Origin of the sequence: Actinomyces gerencseriae DSM 6844, assembly GCF_000429265.1 — a bacterium.
In the GTDB taxonomy this organism is placed as follows: Bacteria; Actinomycetota; Actinomycetes; order Actinomycetales; family Actinomycetaceae; genus Actinomyces; species Actinomyces gerencseriae.
In genome coordinates, this window is the sequence record NZ_KE386872.1 from 292707 (window position 1) to 310142 (window position 17436).

General features: G+C 71.7%; 14 protein-coding genes. 5 read left to right on the forward strand and 9 right to left on the reverse strand.

The window, feature by feature from the left end; all coding sequences use genetic code 11:
- Positions 1-73 precede the first annotated feature (73 nt).
- From purB to G448_RS0112960, 6 genes are all read right to left on the reverse strand, one after another.
- Positions 74-1519 carry an adenylosuccinate lyase gene (gene purB, locus G448_RS0112935; protein ID WP_026408321.1) on the reverse strand — a complete coding sequence of 482 codons (1446 nt, stop codon included), beginning with the start codon at positions 1517-1519 and terminating at the stop codon, positions 74-76.
- Between the two features lie 339 nt (positions 1520-1858).
- Entirely contained in the window at positions 1859-3175 is a 1317-nt protein-coding gene (locus G448_RS0112940; RefSeq protein WP_026408322.1) for a C1 family peptidase, read from the reverse strand.
- Positions 3176-3401: 226 nt separating this feature from the next.
- Positions 3402-3608: a hypothetical protein gene (locus tag G448_RS0112945; protein WP_026408323.1), complete on the reverse strand. Its 207-nt coding sequence runs from the start codon at positions 3606-3608 to the stop codon at positions 3402-3404.
- A 41-nt stretch (positions 3609-3649) separates the two neighbouring features.
- Positions 3650-4321: a hypothetical protein gene (locus tag G448_RS0112950; protein WP_026408324.1), complete on the reverse strand. Its 672-nt coding sequence runs from the start codon at positions 4319-4321 to the stop codon at positions 3650-3652.
- Between the two features lie 21 nt (positions 4322-4342).
- Complete coding sequence (locus G448_RS0112955; RefSeq protein ID WP_026408325.1) at positions 4343-5743, reverse strand: C2 family cysteine protease; 1401 nt, start codon at positions 5741-5743, stop codon at positions 4343-4345.
- Positions 5743-6099, reverse strand: a complete 357-nt coding sequence (locus G448_RS0112960) for a hypothetical protein (RefSeq protein WP_156911049.1) — start codon at positions 6097-6099, stop codon at positions 5743-5745. Before G448_RS0112960 ends, G448_RS0112955 begins: the two co-directional genes overlap by 1 nt.
- A gap of 248 nt (positions 6100-6347) precedes the next feature.
- Between G448_RS0112960 and G448_RS0112965 the strand changes: the two genes are divergently transcribed.
- The 4 genes from G448_RS0112965 to G448_RS16665 all read left to right on the forward strand — a co-directional run bounded on the left by G448_RS0112965 (position 6348) and on the right by G448_RS16665 (position 11477).
- Positions 6348-6971 (forward strand): class I SAM-dependent methyltransferase, encoded by a 624-nt coding sequence (locus G448_RS0112965; RefSeq protein ID WP_026408327.1) that lies wholly within the window; start codon positions 6348-6350, stop codon positions 6969-6971.
- A gap of 1027 nt (positions 6972-7998) precedes the next feature.
- Positions 7999-8631 carry a hypothetical protein gene (locus tag G448_RS0112970; protein ID WP_245572336.1) on the forward strand — a complete coding sequence of 211 codons (633 nt, stop codon included), beginning with the start codon at positions 7999-8001 and terminating at the stop codon, positions 8629-8631.
- A 450-nt stretch (positions 8632-9081) separates the two neighbouring features.
- Entirely contained in the window at positions 9082-9309 is a 228-nt protein-coding gene (locus G448_RS0112975) for a hypothetical protein (protein ID WP_026408329.1), read from the forward strand.
- A complete protein-coding gene (locus G448_RS16665; RefSeq protein ID WP_245572337.1) occupies positions 9306-11477 on the forward strand; it encodes a hypothetical protein in 2172 nt (723 codons plus the stop codon). Before G448_RS0112975 ends, G448_RS16665 begins: the two co-directional genes overlap by 4 nt.
- A gap of 65 nt (positions 11478-11542) precedes the next feature.
- Here the strand turns inward: G448_RS16665 and G448_RS0112985 are convergent, their stop codons facing one another.
- Entirely contained in the window at positions 11543-11950 is a 408-nt protein-coding gene (locus G448_RS0112985; RefSeq protein ID WP_026408330.1) for a phage holin family protein, read from the reverse strand.
- 280 nt (positions 11951-12230) lie between these two features.
- Here G448_RS0112985 and hisC point away from each other — a divergent pair, with 280 nt between their 5' ends.
- A complete protein-coding gene (gene hisC / locus G448_RS16670) occupies positions 12231-13319 on the forward strand; it encodes a histidinol-phosphate transaminase (protein WP_051269062.1) in 1089 nt (362 codons plus the stop codon).
- Positions 13320-13845: 526 nt separating this feature from the next.
- Here the strand turns inward: hisC and G448_RS16680 are convergent.
- A complete protein-coding gene (locus tag G448_RS16680) occupies positions 13846-15018 on the reverse strand; it encodes a YwiC-like family protein (protein WP_026408331.1) in 1173 nt (390 codons plus the stop codon).
- Between the two features lie 113 nt (positions 15019-15131).
- Positions 15132-17369, reverse strand: coding sequence for a hypothetical protein (locus tag G448_RS16685; protein ID WP_051269064.1), 2238 nt, complete (start codon positions 17367-17369; stop codon positions 15132-15134).
- Positions 17370-17436 lie beyond the last annotated feature (67 nt).

A 17436-nucleotide genomic window follows, 5' to 3' on the forward strand; every position in this document is an offset into this window, starting at 1 on the left:
AACCCCGTGCAGTGCGGGCGGTGCGCCTGGCCCGGCCGGCGATGCCCGGCCGGAGACTCGTGGCCCGCGGGCCTCAGTCGTCCAGGTGGGCGACGAGCTCGGCGGCCAGGCCCGTGTAGGTGGCGGGCGTCAGGGCGAGCAGTCGCGCCTCGACGTCGTCGGGCATGCCGAGTCCGGAGATGAACTCGCGCATGCTCTCGGGCGTGACCTTCTTGCCGCGGGTGAGCTCCTTGAGGCGCTCGTAGGGGTCGGCCATGCCGGTGGCCCCGGCGACGGCGGCCGCCCGCATGGCCTGCTGGACGGGCTCGCCGAGCACCTCCCAGGTGGCCTCCAGGTCCTCGGTCAGGCGGGCGCGGTCGACGTCGAGCCCGGCCAGGCCGCGGCGGATGTTGTCGACGGCCAGCAGCGAGTGCCCCAGGGCCACGCCCACGTTGCGCTGCGTGGTGGAGTCGGTGAGATCGCGCTGGAGGCGGGAGGTGACGAGCGTGGCGGCCAGCGTGTCCAGCAGCGAGCAGGAGATCTCCAGGTTGGCCTCGCCGTTCTCGAAGCGGATCGGGTTGACCTTGTGCGGCATGGTCGACGAGCCGGTGGAGCCCTGCGCGGCGAGGCGCTGGCGGAAGTATCCCAGCGAGATGTAGGTCCACACGTCGGTGGCCAGGTTGTGGGCGATGCGGTTGAAGCGGGCGACGTCGGAGTAGAGCTCGGCCTGCCAGTCGTGGGACTCGATCTGCGTGGTCAGCGGGTTCCAGGTCAGGCCCAGGTGCTCGACGAGGCCGCGGCCCACCGCCTGCCAGTCGGCGCCGGGCACGGCCACGACGTGCGCGCCGAAGGTGCCGGTGGCGCCGTTGATCTTGCCCAGGTACTCGGCGGACTCGACGCGGCGCACCTGGCGGCGCAGGCGGTGGGCCAGGACCGCCAGCTCCTTGCCGAGGGTGGTGGGGGTGGCCGGCTGGCCGTGCGTGCGCGCCAGCATGGCGGCGTCGGCGTACTCGCGGGCCATGGCGGCCAGGTCCTCGACCAGGCCGCGAGCGGCCGGCAGCCAGACCTGCTCGACGGCGGCGCGGATGGTCAGGGCGTAGGAGAGGTTGTTGATGTCCTCGCTGGTGCAGAAGATGTGGACGATCTCGCCGACCGTGGGCAGCACGGTGGGGCCGCCGTCGGCGCCGACGACGCCGGGGGACTGCGCGGCCACGGCCAGGCGCCGCTTGAGGAGGTATTCGACGGCCTTGACGTCATGGCGGGTGACGGCCTCGATGTCGGCCAGCTCGGCGATCGTCTCGGCCCCGAAGCCCTCGACGATTCCGCGCAGGTAGGTCTTCTCCGTCTCGCTCAGGCGAGGGGCACCGGGCAGGACGCCGTGGTCGGTCAGGTGGATGAGCCACTCGACCTCGACCTTGAGGCGGGCCCGGTTGAGGGCGGCCTCGGACAGGTGATTGACCAGTGGGGAGGCTATTGCGCGATAGCGGCCGTCCAGGGGGCCCAGGGCGATGGCGGGGGACACGGCGGAGAGGTCGACCATGGGGTCATTATGGGGCTCGTCATGGGGACGGCGCGGATCTCGGCTCGCCGACGGGGGCGATGCGGCTGGATGGGGTGCGGGAGGAGCCGGTTCGGCCCGAGGATGATGCCTGATGGCGTCCGTGTAGGAGATTTGGACAATCCGGTGCGACTGGTCGCCGGGGCCCTCTCGCCGCCGGTGCCGAGCCGGTTCGGGGCGCCGAGTCCTCACGGCGTGACGGGTCCCCACGGGGCGACGCGGCTGTGAGCGGGCCACCAGGCCGGCGGGCGACGACGCTCGCGGAGGCCTCTCTCGCACTGAGCAGGATGGCGTCGCTCCGGCTCGACGCTCCGCCCCGGCTCAGAGCATCGGGTCCCAGCTGGGCAGGATGACCGGGTCGGCCTCCAGCGCCGCCCGCACCTCCTCGGGCAGGCGACTGGCGCGCACGACCACCTGGAAGACGTACTCGTCGAACCACGAGTCGTTCATGGTGTGGAAGCCCTTCTCGCCGACCTTGTCGCCCCAGGAGTTCTCCACCCGCCAGCGCCGCGGCGCGCCGTCGAGGAGGTCCACGCCCGTCAGGCACATGGCATGGGTGAGCGCCGACTCGCGCGCCACCAGCCGCTCCGCCTTGGTCATGGACAGCTCGACGCCGTACAGGCCCTCGTAGTCGTGCAGGGCCGCGTCCCAGATCCCGGCGTCCTTGTCGCGCTGCTTGGCCACGTCGCAGGCGAACCACACCGGCTCGCCGTCGCGGATGGCCGCGATCGCGGCCGCCTTGAGCACGGACAGCTCGGCGGTGACGTGCTCCTGGGTGGGCTCGCCGATCATGATGTCGGTGCGGTCGATGCCGAACCTGGTGTTGAGGGGGATCTCGGGGCGCGGGTCGTGGGCGACCACGACGAACTCCTCCAGACCGGTCGCGTAGCGCTCGGCGAACTCGCGCGGGGTCATCGTCCCGACGCGGTGGAAGGCCTTGTCCTTGTCCCGGTACTGCCACACGAACTCGGACGGCGGGGTGCCCAGGTGGATGACGAGGACCCGGTGGACGTCCTCCATCGCCGCCGCGCGGATCGGCTCGGGGTCCCCGCCGTCGGCCACGGCCGCGCGCAGGCGCAGGGCGGCCCGGCGCAGCACCGTGGCGAGGTGGTCGTTCATGGCGGCGGAGTTCGTGGCCGAGTCCGTGTCCGGCATGGCGTCGTGCGGCGCCATCCCGTACTTGGCGACGATCCGGGCGAACTCCGGCCACCAGCCGCCGTCGCCGATCGGCTCGCGCAGGGCCGCGGTCACCTCCCGGTTGTCCAGCGGCCGCTCGGCGTCGGCGATGGCGCGGTCCAGGAAGGCGGCGGCCTTCTCCAGCTTGTCGTGGAAGTAGACGAAGCTCTGGCTCAGCTCCACCGACTCCACGTTCAGCTCCTTGATGAGGGAGGCGCGCAGGACGTTGAGGCCCGCGAAGGCCCAGCAGCGGCCCGAATGCCTTTGGTCGGTGATGGCGGCGTCGGGGATGAGGTCGGAGACCGAGGTGTCGATCGAGGTGACGACGGCGCGGTCCAGAGTGAGCTTCTCGACGTTCGTGGTGGCCGTGGCATTGCCGGCGACGCGGGCGGCGGGGTCGGCGAGGACGGCGGCGTTGCGGGAGGCGACCCAGGCGGGGTCGACGGCGTGGGGGTCGGTCATGGCGCGAGGGTAGCGCCGTCGCCCGTCATCTCGGGGCCCCGCCCCGCGGGCCGGCCCGCAACCGGTCGAGCGGCGCTGTGCGACCCTGGCCGTGGCCGGGCCGGCGGGGCCGGTTGACGACGGTGGATATGGCGGTCCAGCGCGGCCGTGGCCGGGCCGGCGGGGCCGGCCGTGTCGGGGCGGCCGCCGCGGGGAGTGGGCCGGTGCGGCGCCAACGGCGGCGCCCTTACGTCCTTCGCTCGCTCTGCTTCCGCTCGCCTCGCCGAGGTGGGCGAATGCGTCGTCTCTCACTGAGGAGGGACAGGCCCGCCAGGAGGATCAGCAGTGGCACGGTCGCCTTCGAGGGCAGTGAGGGCCAGTCGAGGAGGAGATCGCCGAGGCTCAGCACGATCAGCAGGACCGCCAGCGCCAGGATCGTTGCGCGCAGGATCATCCGTCGCCTCCCGGGACCGTCCGTCGTCTGCCCGCTGGGGGTCAGGGTTCGTGGACGGGCCTGCACTCTTCATCCTCGTCTTCGCCGTCTCGCGGGCTGGAGCAGTCGTAGATCGTGATGCCGGGGTCGGGTTCCAGGCGGATCAGGAATCCCGAGAGGGGGCCGCATCTTCCCAGCCAGCCCGGGGGGATGCCGATGCCTGCGAAGTCCCTGTAGAGGCGTTCTGACAGTGGTTCGGGCCAGACCTCTACCAGGGTGAGTGTTCCCAGGCCGCCGATGTGCTCCGACTCGCCCAACTTCAGTTCGACGTCGTTGTAGGCCGTGTCCGTCGCCTTCCGGCTCCATCTGAAGGTGGCGACCCAGGAGTGGTGCTCCTCACGCAGGTTGCCGCCGTCGGCGAGGAAGAGATCTGTATCGGTCCGCCATTGCCACTCGGTGTAGCAATAGTTGGCGCAGAAGTTGTAGATGTCTGGGTCGTGCAGGTTCACCGCGGTCGTCGTGCGTGTCGGTGGTCTGGTCCACCACAGGTCCAGTACCTCGACCGTTGCGATCGTCGTCGTCATGACGGCGATCACCAGGAGCGCCCGTGCGGTCAGACGCAGCGCGCGCAGCGCTATGCGCAGGGCGGGCGGCCGGTCGGCCCGGGCTCGCCGGGCCCTGGCCGCCCGGGCGGCCAGCCTGGCTGCGGCTCGCCTCCGCCAGCTGGTCGTCATCCGCCAGCGCATCATCACCCGTCAACCGCCGATCTCCGTCGATTCGAAGAACTTCTCGTAGTCCTCCCGACTGATCCGAATGACGCCCGTCCCCTCGACGCGGTCCCCATGGTTCTCGCCATCCGACTCTATGATGTGGCCGTCACCGTTCGCGTCATGACCGAAGCCGTCATCCCCCGCCTCCTTGCTGTTCGCCCACGGATTGCGCAGTGTCACGGTGTCCTCGTCCATCTCCACCACGCTGTAGCCGTGCCAGCTGTGGAATTCGAAGTCCCTGGTGCCGCCATTCTCGGCATCCACGTCGCTCTGGTCCACGTGCCCGTCGCCAGTGACGTCGGCGACGCCCGGCAGCATCCTGGATGACGAGGATCCCGATGACGCGACCACGGGCCTCTCCTCGTCGACCGCCTCCTCCATCTTCTCCCATTCATCGTCGTCGTAGGTGTCCCCTGGATAGGGGATGAATCCTAAAGCCTTGCCGTAGTTATCCACTTTCGAGGGCCTCTTCCCGGTGAGGGCGAGCAAGGCGTCCTGCGGCTGGCCGCCTTCCACGTAGTCGGTGCCGTAGAGCGTGGAGTAGGCTCTCTCGTAGATGTTGATCAAACTGGGGTTGAATGGTCCTGGGCTATACGCGCCATTGGTGTAGTAGTCGTGCACGAGGACGACGCGCTGCTCCCCGTTGGAGTCGTAGAGCTTGACCTCGTAAGCCTTCTCGTCCTCGTTCCAGGTGACGTTCTCGCGCAGGCGCTTCTCCTCCTCCGGGTCCTGAGTCACCGAATACAGAGCAGCGAGGAAGAAGCAGTCGCCGATTTCGCCCTGCTTGGTGGTGCTCCACGGAACCGGGTACTTGCCGGTGATCTGATCGTTGATCCACGGAAGCCCATGGGGGCCGAACGGGTCGCTTGAGATTGGTTTCTTAGCCTCCTTCTTCTTGTTTCCGATGCCGTTCGAGCCCCCGGCGTCCGCCTCGGATCCTCCCTGGAGCCGGGCCGCCGCGTCGAGCGCGGCGGCGTGAAGACGCGTCATCACATCGGCGCGGGCGCGCACTAGCGTCGCCATCTCCGGCAGGGCCCCGGCGCCCCCGACCGCATGCAGGCACCGGGCCTGAGCCCGCAGCGCCTCCACCTCCGCCTGCGCCAACTGGAGGAATGCGGCATAGCCGTTCAGCACGTCCGCACCGAACCGCATGCGCTCGGCCACCTGACCGAGGCCCGAGCCGACGGCGGTCGCATGCGCGGCGAAGGCCCGGGCTGACAGGCCCTCCCAGGAGGGCGTTGCCCGTGTCGCGGTCGCGGTGCTCTCCAGCGCCTCGCCGACCGTGTGCGATGTCTCCAGCCATGATGTGGCGACTTCCCGGACTCGTGCGGGATCTCCCGGAACGGCTTCGATGAGATCAGCACCCGCCGCTGCTGTCGTCACCATCAGCGCAGGCCTCCCATGCTCCTCGTTCCTCCTATGCCGAGCCCGGAGGCGGCGCCCCCGGCGCCGGGCGTCCGATGCCCGAGTGCCGTCGCGGCGTCCGCGGCCTCCTCATCGCTTCGTCGCAGACGATCGGCCGTGCTCAGCAGGGCGTCGACAACACCATCCGCCGCGCTCCTGCCCGCCATCGCCTCCTCGCGGCACGACAGCGCCCACGCCGAGGCCGCGGAGGCCAGCGCATCATCGCCGAATGCGTCCGCGCTCCCGTGCGCCGGGAACACCCGCGCCAAATCGTCGACGCACTGCTCCATGGCTCTCCGCGCCGCACGCAACTCGTCATAAACAACAGCCAGGGTCATGGTGAACTCTCTCCCTGGTTCAGGAATGCCGGGTTGAGTGACGTCGCTAACAGTAACACGTGTCACTGCCGGGCCACGAGATCGACTTTTGGATGAGGCCGCCGTCGCCGTCGGCCTCGCGCCGACCTGCTCGGTTCGACGCACGGACGCGGGTGGCGCGCGAGGATCCGGGCGGCACGCGGGTGAGACGGCGGCGGACTCCGGCTCCCGGGTGCGCCTCGCGGACCGGAGACGCTAGTCTCGCCCGCATGAGTGAGCGCCAGGAGCAGTGGGAAGCGCGTTATGCCGCCGTCGACCGGCTGTGGTCCGGGCACCCCAACGACTGGCTGCCCGAGTTCGCGGACCCCTGGAAGCCGGGGCGCGCCCTCGATCTGGGCTGCGGTGAGGGCGCCGACGCCGTCTGGCTCGCCGAGCGCGGCTGGGACGTCGTCGGCCTCGACCTGTCCGCCACCGCGATCGCGCGCATGGAGGCCGAGGCCCGTGGGCGCGGTCTGGAGCAGCGGGTTCGCGGCATCGTCCTCGATGTGACGCACGAGGATCTGCCCGCGGGGCCGTTCGACCTCGTCGTCGCCTTCTACCTTCATGGCGGCCCGGAGCCCGGGTCGCTCGACCTGATCGACCTCCTGGCCCGGGGCGCCGGGCTCGTGTCCCCCGGAGGCCGTCTGCTGACCGCCGTTCACTGCACCAACCCGCCGTGGCACGGCCATCATGGGCGCACCTACACCCCCGCCGAGCTCCTCGCGGGCCTGGCCGGGGCGACGGAGGGATGGCGGGTCGAGGCCGGGCGGGAGCGGTGGCGGGAGGTCGTCGGGCCCGACGGCGAGGCGGGTCGGCGCTCCGACGCCGTGGTCTGCGTGCGTCGACCCGCCTGAGCGGTCCGCGGTCTGGGAGTGTGCGCTTGGGCGGCGTGCGCGCCCGGGTGACGCAGAACGGTAGGTGGGCCTCGTCGAAGAAGAGCGCGCGACCGAGCGCCCGGGTGACGCGCGTGCCTGGGTGGTTCGCTCGTTCGAGGCGCGAGTAGTCGATGGAGTCGAGCGATGTGCGTGCCCGAGGCGTGCTTGTGCGGTCGTACGTGGGGGCGCGCGGTCGTACGTGGGGGCGCGCGGTCGTACCCGGGAGCGTGCGGTCGTACCTTAAATCCCTTCTAAGGTACGACCGCGTGGAGTTGCGTACGACCGCGTGCGGTAGGGATACGACCGCGCGGTTTTACATACGACCGGGTGAGATTGCGTACGACCGCGCGGGGCCGATGGCGCACGATGTCGAAGCGGTGTGCGCTCCCAGGCGCTGCGGGCTCCGCAGGCCAGCGGTGCACGGGCTGGCGGCGCGCAGCGGTGAGCATGCAGTGCTGGGCTGCGCAGCGGCGGGCTCCACCGGTACAGATCGGCGCAGGGCCGCGATGGCGCAGGCCGGCGCAGGGCCGCGTCGGCACAGACCAGCGCCGGGCTCCACAGGCCGACGTCGTGACACCTATATCCACAGGGTGGAACGCCGTCGTGACGCCTCCGCCCTCCTCGGAGGCACGCTCGCATCATGGAAACCTATCCCGAGCCGCCCCGGCTCCCGCCCGTCGTCACCTCACCCGGCCCGCCGACGTTCATGGCTCATCCGGTCAGGCTTCTGCGTGGACTCTACGCCGATCTCCACTCCTCCGGTGCGCCCCCGTGGGAAGTGGCGCACTCGCTCAGCCTGGCCCGTTGCGTCGCCGCCTGCCAGGTAGTCACCTCGGCGCGTTGTCTCAGTCATGAGTCGGCCGCCCTGGTTCATGGGCTATCAGTCCGCGGATGGGAGCCGGACGTCAGCGTCGTCGTCCCCTCGAAACCCCGACGCCCGGGAACTCGTGTTCCGTCGATGCGAGGAGGGAGGACGGACGTGCTTCTTCGCCGACGCAGTCTTCGCATGCCCGACGACGACATCACCACCGTCTCCGGGCTTCCCGTCACCACTGTGCTACGCACGGTTCTCGACTGCGCCTTCGACGTGCCGCCGAGCGAATCCATCTGCATCGCGGACTCGGCGCTGCGCGCTCTCGTCCGTCCCACGCGTGATCAGCGCACCGCTTCGGAGCATCGTGCGGCCACCATTCGGCGTCGGCTTCAGGATGAGCTGGAGGCCATGGCGGGCAGGTCGGGCGCCAGGCGCGCACGAGCGGTCATCGCAATCGCCTCCCCCTTCGCCGAGTCTCCCGGGGAGTCGATCATGCGGTGCTTCGTCACGGCTCTGGGTCTGCCTGCACCTGTTCCGCAGCCCGGCGTCGAGGACGGCATCGAGGTCGTGGTCTACTTCCCGGACCTGGCCTGGCCGGCGCTCAAGATCTATCTGGAGTTCGATGGTCGGTTGAAGTACGAGTCCGACGCCGATCTCTGGCGGGAGAAGAAGCGTCGGGACGCGCTGGCGCGCTTGGGGTGGCGCGGTGAGCACGTCACCTGGGACGACCTTCGCAATCCCGCCCGGTTGTGCGCCAAGATCCTTGCGCTCTTCCCGCCCGAGATCGTTCACCGGGCCCGACTGGTGCCCGAGTTGTGGGCCTGAGGCCGATGACGGTCTGCGCACCAGTGTCTTCCCGATCCGCTTCTTCGCGCGCGGTCGTACGTGGGGGTGCGTGGTCGTACCCGGGAGCGCGCGGTCGTACCCGGGAGCGCGCGGTCGTACCTTAGATCCCTTCTAAGGTACGACCGCGTGGAGTTAGGTACGACCGCGTGCGCCGGGGGTACGACCGCGTGGAGTTAGGTACGACCGCGTGCGCCGGGGGTACGACCACGCGGAGTTGCGTACGACCGCGCGCGCCGGGGGTACGACCACGCGGCTTTACGTACGACCGCGTGAGACCGCGTACGACCGCGCGTGCCCGGTGGCGCACGGCGACGAAGCGGCGCACGCTCCCGGGCGCTCCGGGCTCCACAGGCCGGCGCGCGCACCCCCTGCGAGGCGGCGTTCACAAGGGCTCAGCGGGGAGTGGGCCGACGGCCGTACCGTCGTGACGTGACCTCTTTGAACATCGCCTTAGCCAAGGAGGACGCCACCACCGGCGTCTCACTCGTCCCCGCCTCCGTCCCCGCCAGCTGGACGGGGCCCGCGTCGACCGCCTGTCAGACGCAGCTCGACACTCTTCGCACCCTGCTCGTCGGACTCGATCCGCTCCTGGAGACGGCCGCTAGCGCCATGACGGCGCTCGACGACGCGGGCTACCAGTGCGGAGTCGTCGGATGAGTGTCGCGACGGCCTCCCCGCCCTCCCAGCAGGAGGCCGGGGCCCCATCTCAGCAGGCGATGGACGGGAGGGACATCTGCGAGCCGGGGGAGGCCCTCCTCGCGGCCGACAGGTCCGTCCACAACACCAGGGACCCCTTCCCCGAGACGACCCTGGGCGACGCGATGCCGCGCTGCGCGAGCGGTCCGCCCTCGAAGGCCCACGGCGTCAGTCCTCCGACGGCGGGCGACGGCGACGGGTCGGCAACCCTGTCCTGGCCCGGGATGACCGCCGGAGTCACCGCCGTCGTGTCGGGCGGCACCTACGCGGTCGATACCGGCGCCCTGACCGGCTTCGCCACCACGCTCACCGATGCCGCCGGATACCTTGACGACGCCCGCGCGCACGTCCTCGATGCCGAGGCCGAGGCGCGGGCCGCCATCGCCCCGCCCGAGTCGGACGAGGAGTCGTCGGGCGCGCTCTCCCGGGGAGACGGCTCGGCCAGCACCGGCGCCACCTGGTCCGACCCCATGTGCTACTCGGGCTTCGGCGGCGCGGGGCTCCCCTCCTGCGGCGCCTCACGGGACCCGTGGCGGGAGCCGTCCGGCTTCGAGGCGCTGCGCACCAGCGCGATCGACGCCGCCACGGCGCTGACGACGGGCGTCGGCTCCCTCCAGGACGCGGCCGACTCCCTGCGCACTCTCGCCGCCGATGTCACGGCCTGCGTTCGCGTCTACGACGGAGCCGAGTCCGGCGCCTCCACCGCGACGCGGGCCGGCGGAGGCGCCGGACTCGGCTCTCTCGGCGCGGCCTCCTGGGGCGCGCTGGGCCTCCTCATGGGGACGACCTCGCCCGCGGGGCTCCTCCTCCTGCTCGGTGCCGGCAAGGCCGTGACGAACCCCGGTCTGACCGCGCACGCCGACGGCGACCTCGCCGACGTCCTGGACGATCTCGCCGTCGTCATGTCCGACGCCGACCTGTCCGAGTGGGTGAGGAAGGACCTGATGACGATCGCGGTCCTGGTGGACTACGCCCGGGCCGCGAGGACGGGTCGCGAGGGGGCTGCCGTCGAGACCTACCTGGCCGGCGTCGCGGAGCGGCTCGACCCGGAGATCAGCAGGAAGCTCCCCGCCGAGGTCATGACCGATGGGGGCCGGATGGTCCCCGCCTCGTCGCTGACCCCGATGGAGCGCGTCGCCTACTACATGTCCATACTCTCCGCGGGGGTCGCCGCCAAGCGCTATGGCGATCCGAGCGGTACCACCGTCACCGTGCGCGGTGGTCCCTCCGTCACCATTCCGCCGGCCGCCGAGGACCCGATGGCGTGGGGCGCCGCCGTGCCCGCTCTCACCGGGTCCGACGGCGCCGAGGCGCAGGGGGCGGCGAACGGGGCGGCGCTGAGCAGGCCGCTGGGCACGGCCGCGGACGTCATCCGCTACAGCGACTCGCTCAAGGCGGAGGACGACGACCCCTCCAGCGGCGTCATCGGAATCGTGCGCACCATGCACGCCGATGGCACGAGCTCGTGGGTCGTGGTCGTGCCGGGCACCACCGACTGGGGCCTGGGCGGCACCAACCCGCAGGATCTCCTGACCAATCTGCAGGCCGTGGCCGGGGCGCCGAACGACATGGAGAGCGCCGTGGTCACCGCCATGCGCCGGGCGGGGATCGGCCCGGACGATCCGGTGGGGCTCTACGGTCATTCGCAGGGGGCCATCGTGGCTGCGAACATCGCGGCGGACCCCGCCGTCAACGAGAGGTACAACGTCACGACCCTGCTGACGGCCGGTGGGCCCACGGCCGGGGCCGATCTGCCCGACAACGTCAACGCGCTGCACATCGAGAACAATGCCGACGCCGTTCCCGGCCTGGACGGCGCGCCCACCCCGCGCACGCCCACGCGCACCGTCGTGACCGTGGACACCACCGGCTCCGGCGCGCCTGGCTACCCGCACGGGGGCGGCGTCTACGCCGATGCCGTCGAGGGCATGCGCGGGGATCCGACGATCGACGCGTGGACCGAGCGGCTGGGAGCGCTCACCGGTACGGATGAGCAGGGGGCGACGACGAGCGCTTTCGTGTTCGACGTCACCCGTAGCACGACCGGTGCGTCCTCGCGGGCCGACCTCACCATGCTCGCTCTCGGGCGCGAGCCGCAGACGGAGCCGCAGGCCGGTGAGCCGTCGTGATGCGCGGGCGCGTCTCCCGGGCCGACGCCGTCGAGGGGCCGCGTGCGCCGCCGTCGAGGCGCGCGCTAGTCGTCGCGCGAACCGACGACGCCCACCACCAGGGCGGAGGCGATCGAGACCAGGATCGAGCCGAGGATCGCCGACCCGAAGGAGTCCACGTGCAGTCCCAGGGTGAGTCCCGCCTGCGCGCCGACGCCGACGAGCCTGTCCGTGATGGCGCTCGTCAGCAGCAGCATCGCCCCGTTGACGACGAGGGCGAACAGGCCGAAGGTCAGGACGTACAGCGGGAAGGCGAGGAACCGCGCCACGGGTTTGATCAGTGAGTTCACGAGAGCCAGGACGAGGCCGACCACGAGCAGGTTGGCGATCGTCATGAGCGTCGTCGGCGTACCCGGCACGTCCATTCCCCTGATGAAGGTGGTCGCCAGCCAGAGGCCGACGGCGTTGCCGATCGTGCGTACGAGGAACTCCATGAGGTTATTGTCCCACGCGCTCCTGAGACGCGGCTGTGCTCGGTGCCCGGCGGACCGGAGCGACGGGCGGCGCGCCCCGGCGCGCCCGGGCTGCCGGCCTCGGCGAGCCGGCTGATCACGGACGCGATGAGGCGCGCCCCGGCGCGCCCCGGCGCGCCCGCGCTGCCGCCCGGCGGACGGGCGGCAGCCGGGGGCGCTCCCGCTCGTCCGGGGACCGGGCCTCCTGACGGCCCGTCGATCGGCTCCGACCCGCCCCGCGCCCCGGTGAGAGGATGCGGCCATGAGCAGTGCCTCCACCCCCGTTCACATCCGCGACGCCGTCCGCTCCCTGCCCGGCTACGTGCCCGGGGCGCGCCCGAGCGGCGGCCGGGTCGCGAAGCTCTCCAGCAACGAGCTCCCCTACCCGCCGCAGCCGGGGGTGCTGTCGGCCCTCGCCGAGGCCGCGTCGGGCGCCAACCGCTACCCCGAGATGGCGGCGGACTCGCTCGTGGCGGTGCTCGCCGAGCGGCACGGGGTCGACGCCGAGCGGGTCGTCGTCGGCAACGGGTCGGTCGCCCTCATCCAGCACGTGCTGGACGCGGTGTGCGACGAGGGGGACGACGTCGTCGTGCCGTGGCGCTCCTTCGAGGCCTATCCGATCTGCATCGCCATCGCCGGGGCGCGGGCGACCAGGGTGCCGCTGACGGCCGACGGCCGCCACGACGTGGCCGCCATGGCCGCCGCCGTCACACCGCGTACCCGCGCCGTCATCGCCTGCACGCCCAACAACCCGACCGGGCCGGCGCTGAGCGGCGCCGAGCTGGTCGCACTGCTCGACGGCGTGCCCGAGCGGGCGCTCGTGCTCGTGGACGAGGCCTACCTCGACTTCGTCACCGACGACGCCGTCGGTGACGCGCTGACCCTGGTGGACCGCTACCCGAACCTGGTGGTGTCGCGGACGTTCTCCAAGGCGCACGCCCTGGCCGGGATGCGAGTCGGCTACCTCGTGGCGGCGCCCGCGATCGCCGCTGCGATCCGCAGCGTGGCGACGCCCTTCGGGGTGGGGCTGGTGGCGCAGGCCGCGGCCATCGCCGCCAGCCGGCCCGGGGCCCTGGCCACCACGGCGCAGCGTGCGGCCGCCGTGGCCCGGGAACGGGAGCGCGTGCTGGCGGCGCTGCGCGCGCAGGGGTGGGCGGTGCCCGATGCGCAGGGGAACTTCTACTGGCTCGGCGTGGGGGAGGCGACGGCGCGCCTGGCGGAGCACTTCGCCGGGGCCGGGGTGCTCGTGCGGCCCTTCGCCGGGGAGGGCGTGCGCGTCTCGGTGGGGACGCGAGAGGAGAACGACCGGGTGCTCGCGGCCGCCGCTGCGTGGGACGGTCCGCGCGGCTGACGGCTCATGCGAATGGCGCGGACCCCGGTTCGGTGGGAATCTGGGCGGTGCGAACCCTGCGGATCTTCAACGCGTGGATCAATGATCGGGACTCGATCCGCGGCTGCGACGTCGGGCCCGGAGCATCGGAGGCATCGTGAGACGATGAACGAGTATCCGACTGCGGTCATGACTCTTGGCGCCGGGCTGCTGGGCGGTTGCCGTCGTCGTGCCGGTGACGTCGGTGGCGCAACCGGTTCGATCCCGCGACCGTCGAGGTCACGTTCATCAGCGGACCCGCCGACTGCGAGGGCGTCTACGCTCAGGTGGTCGAGACGGATCAGGATGTGACGATCAACGTGAGTCCGGGTGGCCTTCCGAGCGCCGGACCATGTGAGGACATCGCCCTGGAGTCGGCTGTCAGGGTCGCTCTCGGCCAGGATCTGGGCGACCGCCGGGTTCGTCAGGACACCGCTGAGTCCACTGACGGATGATCGGCGCGGCCCGCCCCGGTCGTGCGCTCCCACTCGGGGCCATCGCCCGAGCGCTACGCCGTCGTGATCGACACCAGGAAGACCAGCTCGAGCACCACCTCGACCAGCCCCATCGTCCCGGGTCGCAGCGGCCGGTGCCGCTGCTCGACCAGCCTCCACTGCCAGCGCGGCATGACCAGGGACCGCACCGCCAGCACCACCCAGAGCGCCGCGTGCAGCCACGGCAGCCATCCCCCGGCGGCCAGCCACACGGCCCCCGCCGCCACGGCCGCGTGCGCCGCCACCGTCCAGGCCAGGAGCCGGTTGTTGAAGCGCTCCCGGATCATCGACTTGATGTACGGCACCGTCCCGCAGAAGTACGCCGCCGTCGACGCCGTCACCAACCACATCCACGGCCAGCCCGCCAGCTCGCCGTTGGGGCTCGCGCCGGGCAGCGCCGTGTTGTTCCCGCCGGTCCCGAGGAATCCGCCCGCCCCTCTGACGGCCAGGCTGTACGTCACCGCGGCGATGAGGCTCGCCGCCGCCGTCGTCGCCAGCCCGGAGGGCAGCGAGCGCTCGCGCCCGCGCCACACCTCCCACAGGGCGATGGCGAACAGCGGCAGCATCGGCACCGCCCACTGCAGCAGGTGCGGGGCGGCGACCAGGGTCAGCAGCATGAGCACGCCGGTCCACCCGGTGTACACCGCCAACGGCACGACCAGTAGCGCCCGCTTGCGCGCGGACCGCGTGCGCAGCCACTGCGACCAAGCCCAGTAGGTGAGGTAGGCGCCCCACCAGGACGGGATGAAGAGCAGGTTGACCCAGCTGAAGCCGCCCACGACCCAGCCGATGATCGCCGGCATGACGAGCATCGACCAGGCGCCGTGCTGATTGGGCACCCAGGCGCGCCGGCCCGGCTGCTGGCGGATCCTCTCCTGCCTGCGCCGCTCGGACTGGATGAAGGTCCCGCCCTCGCGGGTCCTCGCGGGACGGCGGGGCCTGCCGGTGGCGAGCAGGATGTCGTCGTCGGGGCCGGGCCGGGACTGCTGGTAGGGGATGCCGGAGCGCGGCTCCCGTCCCCCGGCGGGGGAGACGGCGTCCCGATCGGAGGGTGCCGAGGGCGCGGCGGAGGGGACCGCCTCGGACGGGGACGCCCCCGCGGTCGGGGCGCCGTCGTCCGGAGCCGGGTCGCCGGAGACGTACTCGACGTGGCGGTCGGAGGGGCCCGAGGGGCGTTGCTGACTCACGAAATCAGCCTAGATCAGCCTCGCGAGCGCGTGCCGGCTCGGCACCCGGGCGGATCGGGGCGGATCGACGTCGGGTCCCGCGTGCCGTCGGGGCCGGGGCGCCGGGAGACGCGTCATCCGCGGGGCGCCCGTCGACCGGTGAGCTCGGCGCGAGCGCCGGCGCTGACGCCGCCGTCCCGGGGCTCGACGGAGACGATCATTCCGTCCGCGCACAGCACCGAGTCGGCGTCCTTTCTCATCACCGATGGGATTGTGACAACGGCCCACGGCAGAATCGTGCCGTTCGCGAGTCTGACTTCCTGGAGGCGGCTGTCGGGGCTCCTCCCGTCCTCGTCGTTCAGCCCGACGACGAACTTGCCATTGTACCTGCCGCAGTCCTCCGTCTGGGTGGAGAACAGGGCGGAGTCCACGACGCCGACGCTCAGCGGGAAGGCCATGTCGTGCGCCGAGTGACGCGTTCCGCTCACCGAACGCCGATAGAGATCGGCCGTGTCGATGGGCATCTTCGTCCCCGTGCGCGTGTCGAGCACGGACATGGACAGCGGGTGGAGATCGGTCGTCTCGAGGTCCCCTTCCAGGGTCCTGTCGAAGGCCCAGACGACGATCGCCTGGGAGCTGGCCTCGACCCGGATGATCTCCCAGCCGTCGTCGTAGGAGATCTCCCGGCCGTTGTCGACGAACGCGTCGTCCAGGAATACGGTTCCACCGGTGTCGATCTCCTGGACGCTTCCGACGTCGATGGGGTTGACGATCCAGCCGCCCACGTTCATGGGACGCCCCTCGGCGCGCTGAATCCTGCCCAGCCTGCGGCCATCCCCCAGGTGCTTCCTGTCGTGCTGCGACATGCGGAAGTACTCCGCGGGCCGGCTGCTCACCGACAGCGACGAGGCCGACTGGTCCGTGTCGTCGTCCCCCTTGTCGTGCAGGAGCACATTGGTGTGCCCGCCGGGTCCCGGGATCGCCGCCGTACCGGCGTCCAGCGGCGTGAGCTCGTGGCCGTCGGCGAGGTCGTAGACCCGCTGGCCGACGACGGCCATGGAGTCGGTCAGCTGCACGGTCGGTGTCGCCCCGGCGATCTGCGTGTCGAGGGCGACGCGGCCGGTGCCGGTGCTCAGGACGACGACGCGGCTGAGCTCCTCGGAGGGGCTCGTGCTGGTGGTGGAGCCACCGGGGGTGATGTCGAATGCGTAGGCGAGCCACTCGCCGTCGGGCGAGGTGAACGCGGACCGGCCCGCGTAGATGTCGACGCCGAGCAGGGCGCCGTTGCCGTGGTCGTCATGGTTGGCATGGTCGTCATAGCCGTCGTCAGCGCTCGATTCCGGCCCGAGCCCGGTGGTCCCGAAGCACCACGTGACCCGTCCCGTCTCGGAGTCGAGCCCGTAGGCTCCTTCGCTGGTGACGAGGACGGCTCCGTGCGCTCCGGCGAGCAGGTGCCGCTCGTGCGAATCGACGGAGGTCGTCCAGTCGGGGTCCGCGATGGCCGGCTGGGACTGGGCGGAGGCGGCGGTCGCGATCTCCTCGACCGCCGGGAACGACTCGGGCGGCTCCTCGGAGGCCTCATCGACCGTGATCCGGATGAGCGGATCGAGGCGCTCGTTGATGACGGCCGGAGCGGCGCTGGCGAGGACCGTGACGGCGGCCGCGCCGACGGCGGCCGCGCGCAGGCGTGTCATCCGCTCGCCGCGGGGCGGCAGCGGCCCTGGCCCTACCCGCCCTACCGCCCCTGCGCGTCCTGTCGGGGCCGGCGCTGCGTCCGGGGAGGAGGCGTCGTCCAGGGCGCTGGCGGTCTCGGAGTCCCCCTCGGGATCGGGGGAGTCGTCTTCGAGCCGCGCCGCAGACCGTTCGGCGCGACGAGGCGCGCGTGCGGCGATATGGGTCAGGACGGCGATGGAGAGGCACGCCCATGCGGTGACCAACCAGCCGGTGACCGCGGGGACGGTGCGGGTCGTCCTGATGACCTCGCTGGTCTCGGTGCCGACGACGGCGCATCCGATGAGGGCGAGGAAGGCCAGGATTCCGGTCGCGCCCCAGACGTCGATGCGCATGAGTCGCACGGAGGGGCGCAGCGCCCGGGCGCCCACGAGCGCGACGGCGCCCGTTCCCACCACGTGGAGGAGTGGCGAGACCATGGTCATCGACAGCGGCGAGCGCGTCCACGTCACGAGGGTGCCGATCAGCAGGACGAGGGTCGCGATGGCCGCGGCGAGACCGGCGCCCATCAGGGCGCTGCGGAGCGGTCTCGGTCCTCGTGGGCCGGCGGTCCCCTGTGTTCGCGAGCGCGGGGAGGAGCCGGCGTCCGACTGCCCGTCACCGTTCTCATCGCCCTCGTCGCGGGGCTCGCCGTTGTTCACGCCGTCAGTGTCCGGCGCGGCCGTGCCGGTGGCGATGGGGAATGGATCCCGTGCCGCTCGGGCCTGG

Excerpts from the sequence above, each read along its gene's own strand:
- G448_RS0112985 (WP_026408330.1), bottom strand. The coding sequence starts at position 11,950 with ATGGAGTTCCTCGTACGCACGATCGGCAACGCCGTCGGCCTCTGGCTG.
- G448_RS16665 (WP_245572337.1), top strand. The coding sequence starts at position 9,306 with ATGAGTGTCGCGACGGCCTCCCCGCCCTCCCAGCAGGAGGCCGGGGCC.
- G448_RS0112945 (WP_026408323.1), bottom strand. The coding sequence starts at position 3,608 with ATGATCCTGCGCGCAACGATCCTGGCGCTGGCGGTCCTGCTGATCGTG.
- hisC (WP_051269062.1), top strand. The coding sequence starts at position 12,231 with ATGAGCAGTGCCTCCACCCCCGTTCACATCCGCGACGCCGTCCGCTCC.
- G448_RS0112960 (WP_156911049.1), bottom strand. The coding sequence starts at position 6,099 with ATGACCCTGGCTGTTGTTTATGACGAGTTGCGTGCGGCGCGGAGAGCC.
- G448_RS0112940 (WP_026408322.1), bottom strand. The coding sequence starts at position 3,175 with ATGACCGACCCCCACGCCGTCGACCCCGCCTGGGTCGCCTCCCGCAAC.
- G448_RS0112970 (WP_245572336.1), top strand. The coding sequence starts at position 7,999 with ATGCCCGACGACGACATCACCACCGTCTCCGGGCTTCCCGTCACCACT.
- G448_RS0112955 (WP_026408325.1), bottom strand. The coding sequence starts at position 5,743 with ATGGTGACGACAGCAGCGGCGGGTGCTGATCTCATCGAAGCCGTTCCG.
- purB (WP_026408321.1), bottom strand. The coding sequence starts at position 1,519 with ATGGTCGACCTCTCCGCCGTGTCCCCCGCCATCGCCCTGGGCCCCCTG.
- G448_RS0112965 (WP_026408327.1), top strand. The coding sequence starts at position 6,348 with ATGAGTGAGCGCCAGGAGCAGTGGGAAGCGCGTTATGCCGCCGTCGAC.
- G448_RS0112950 (WP_026408324.1), bottom strand. The coding sequence starts at position 4,321 with ATGACGACCAGCTGGCGGAGGCGAGCCGCAGCCAGGCTGGCCGCCCGG.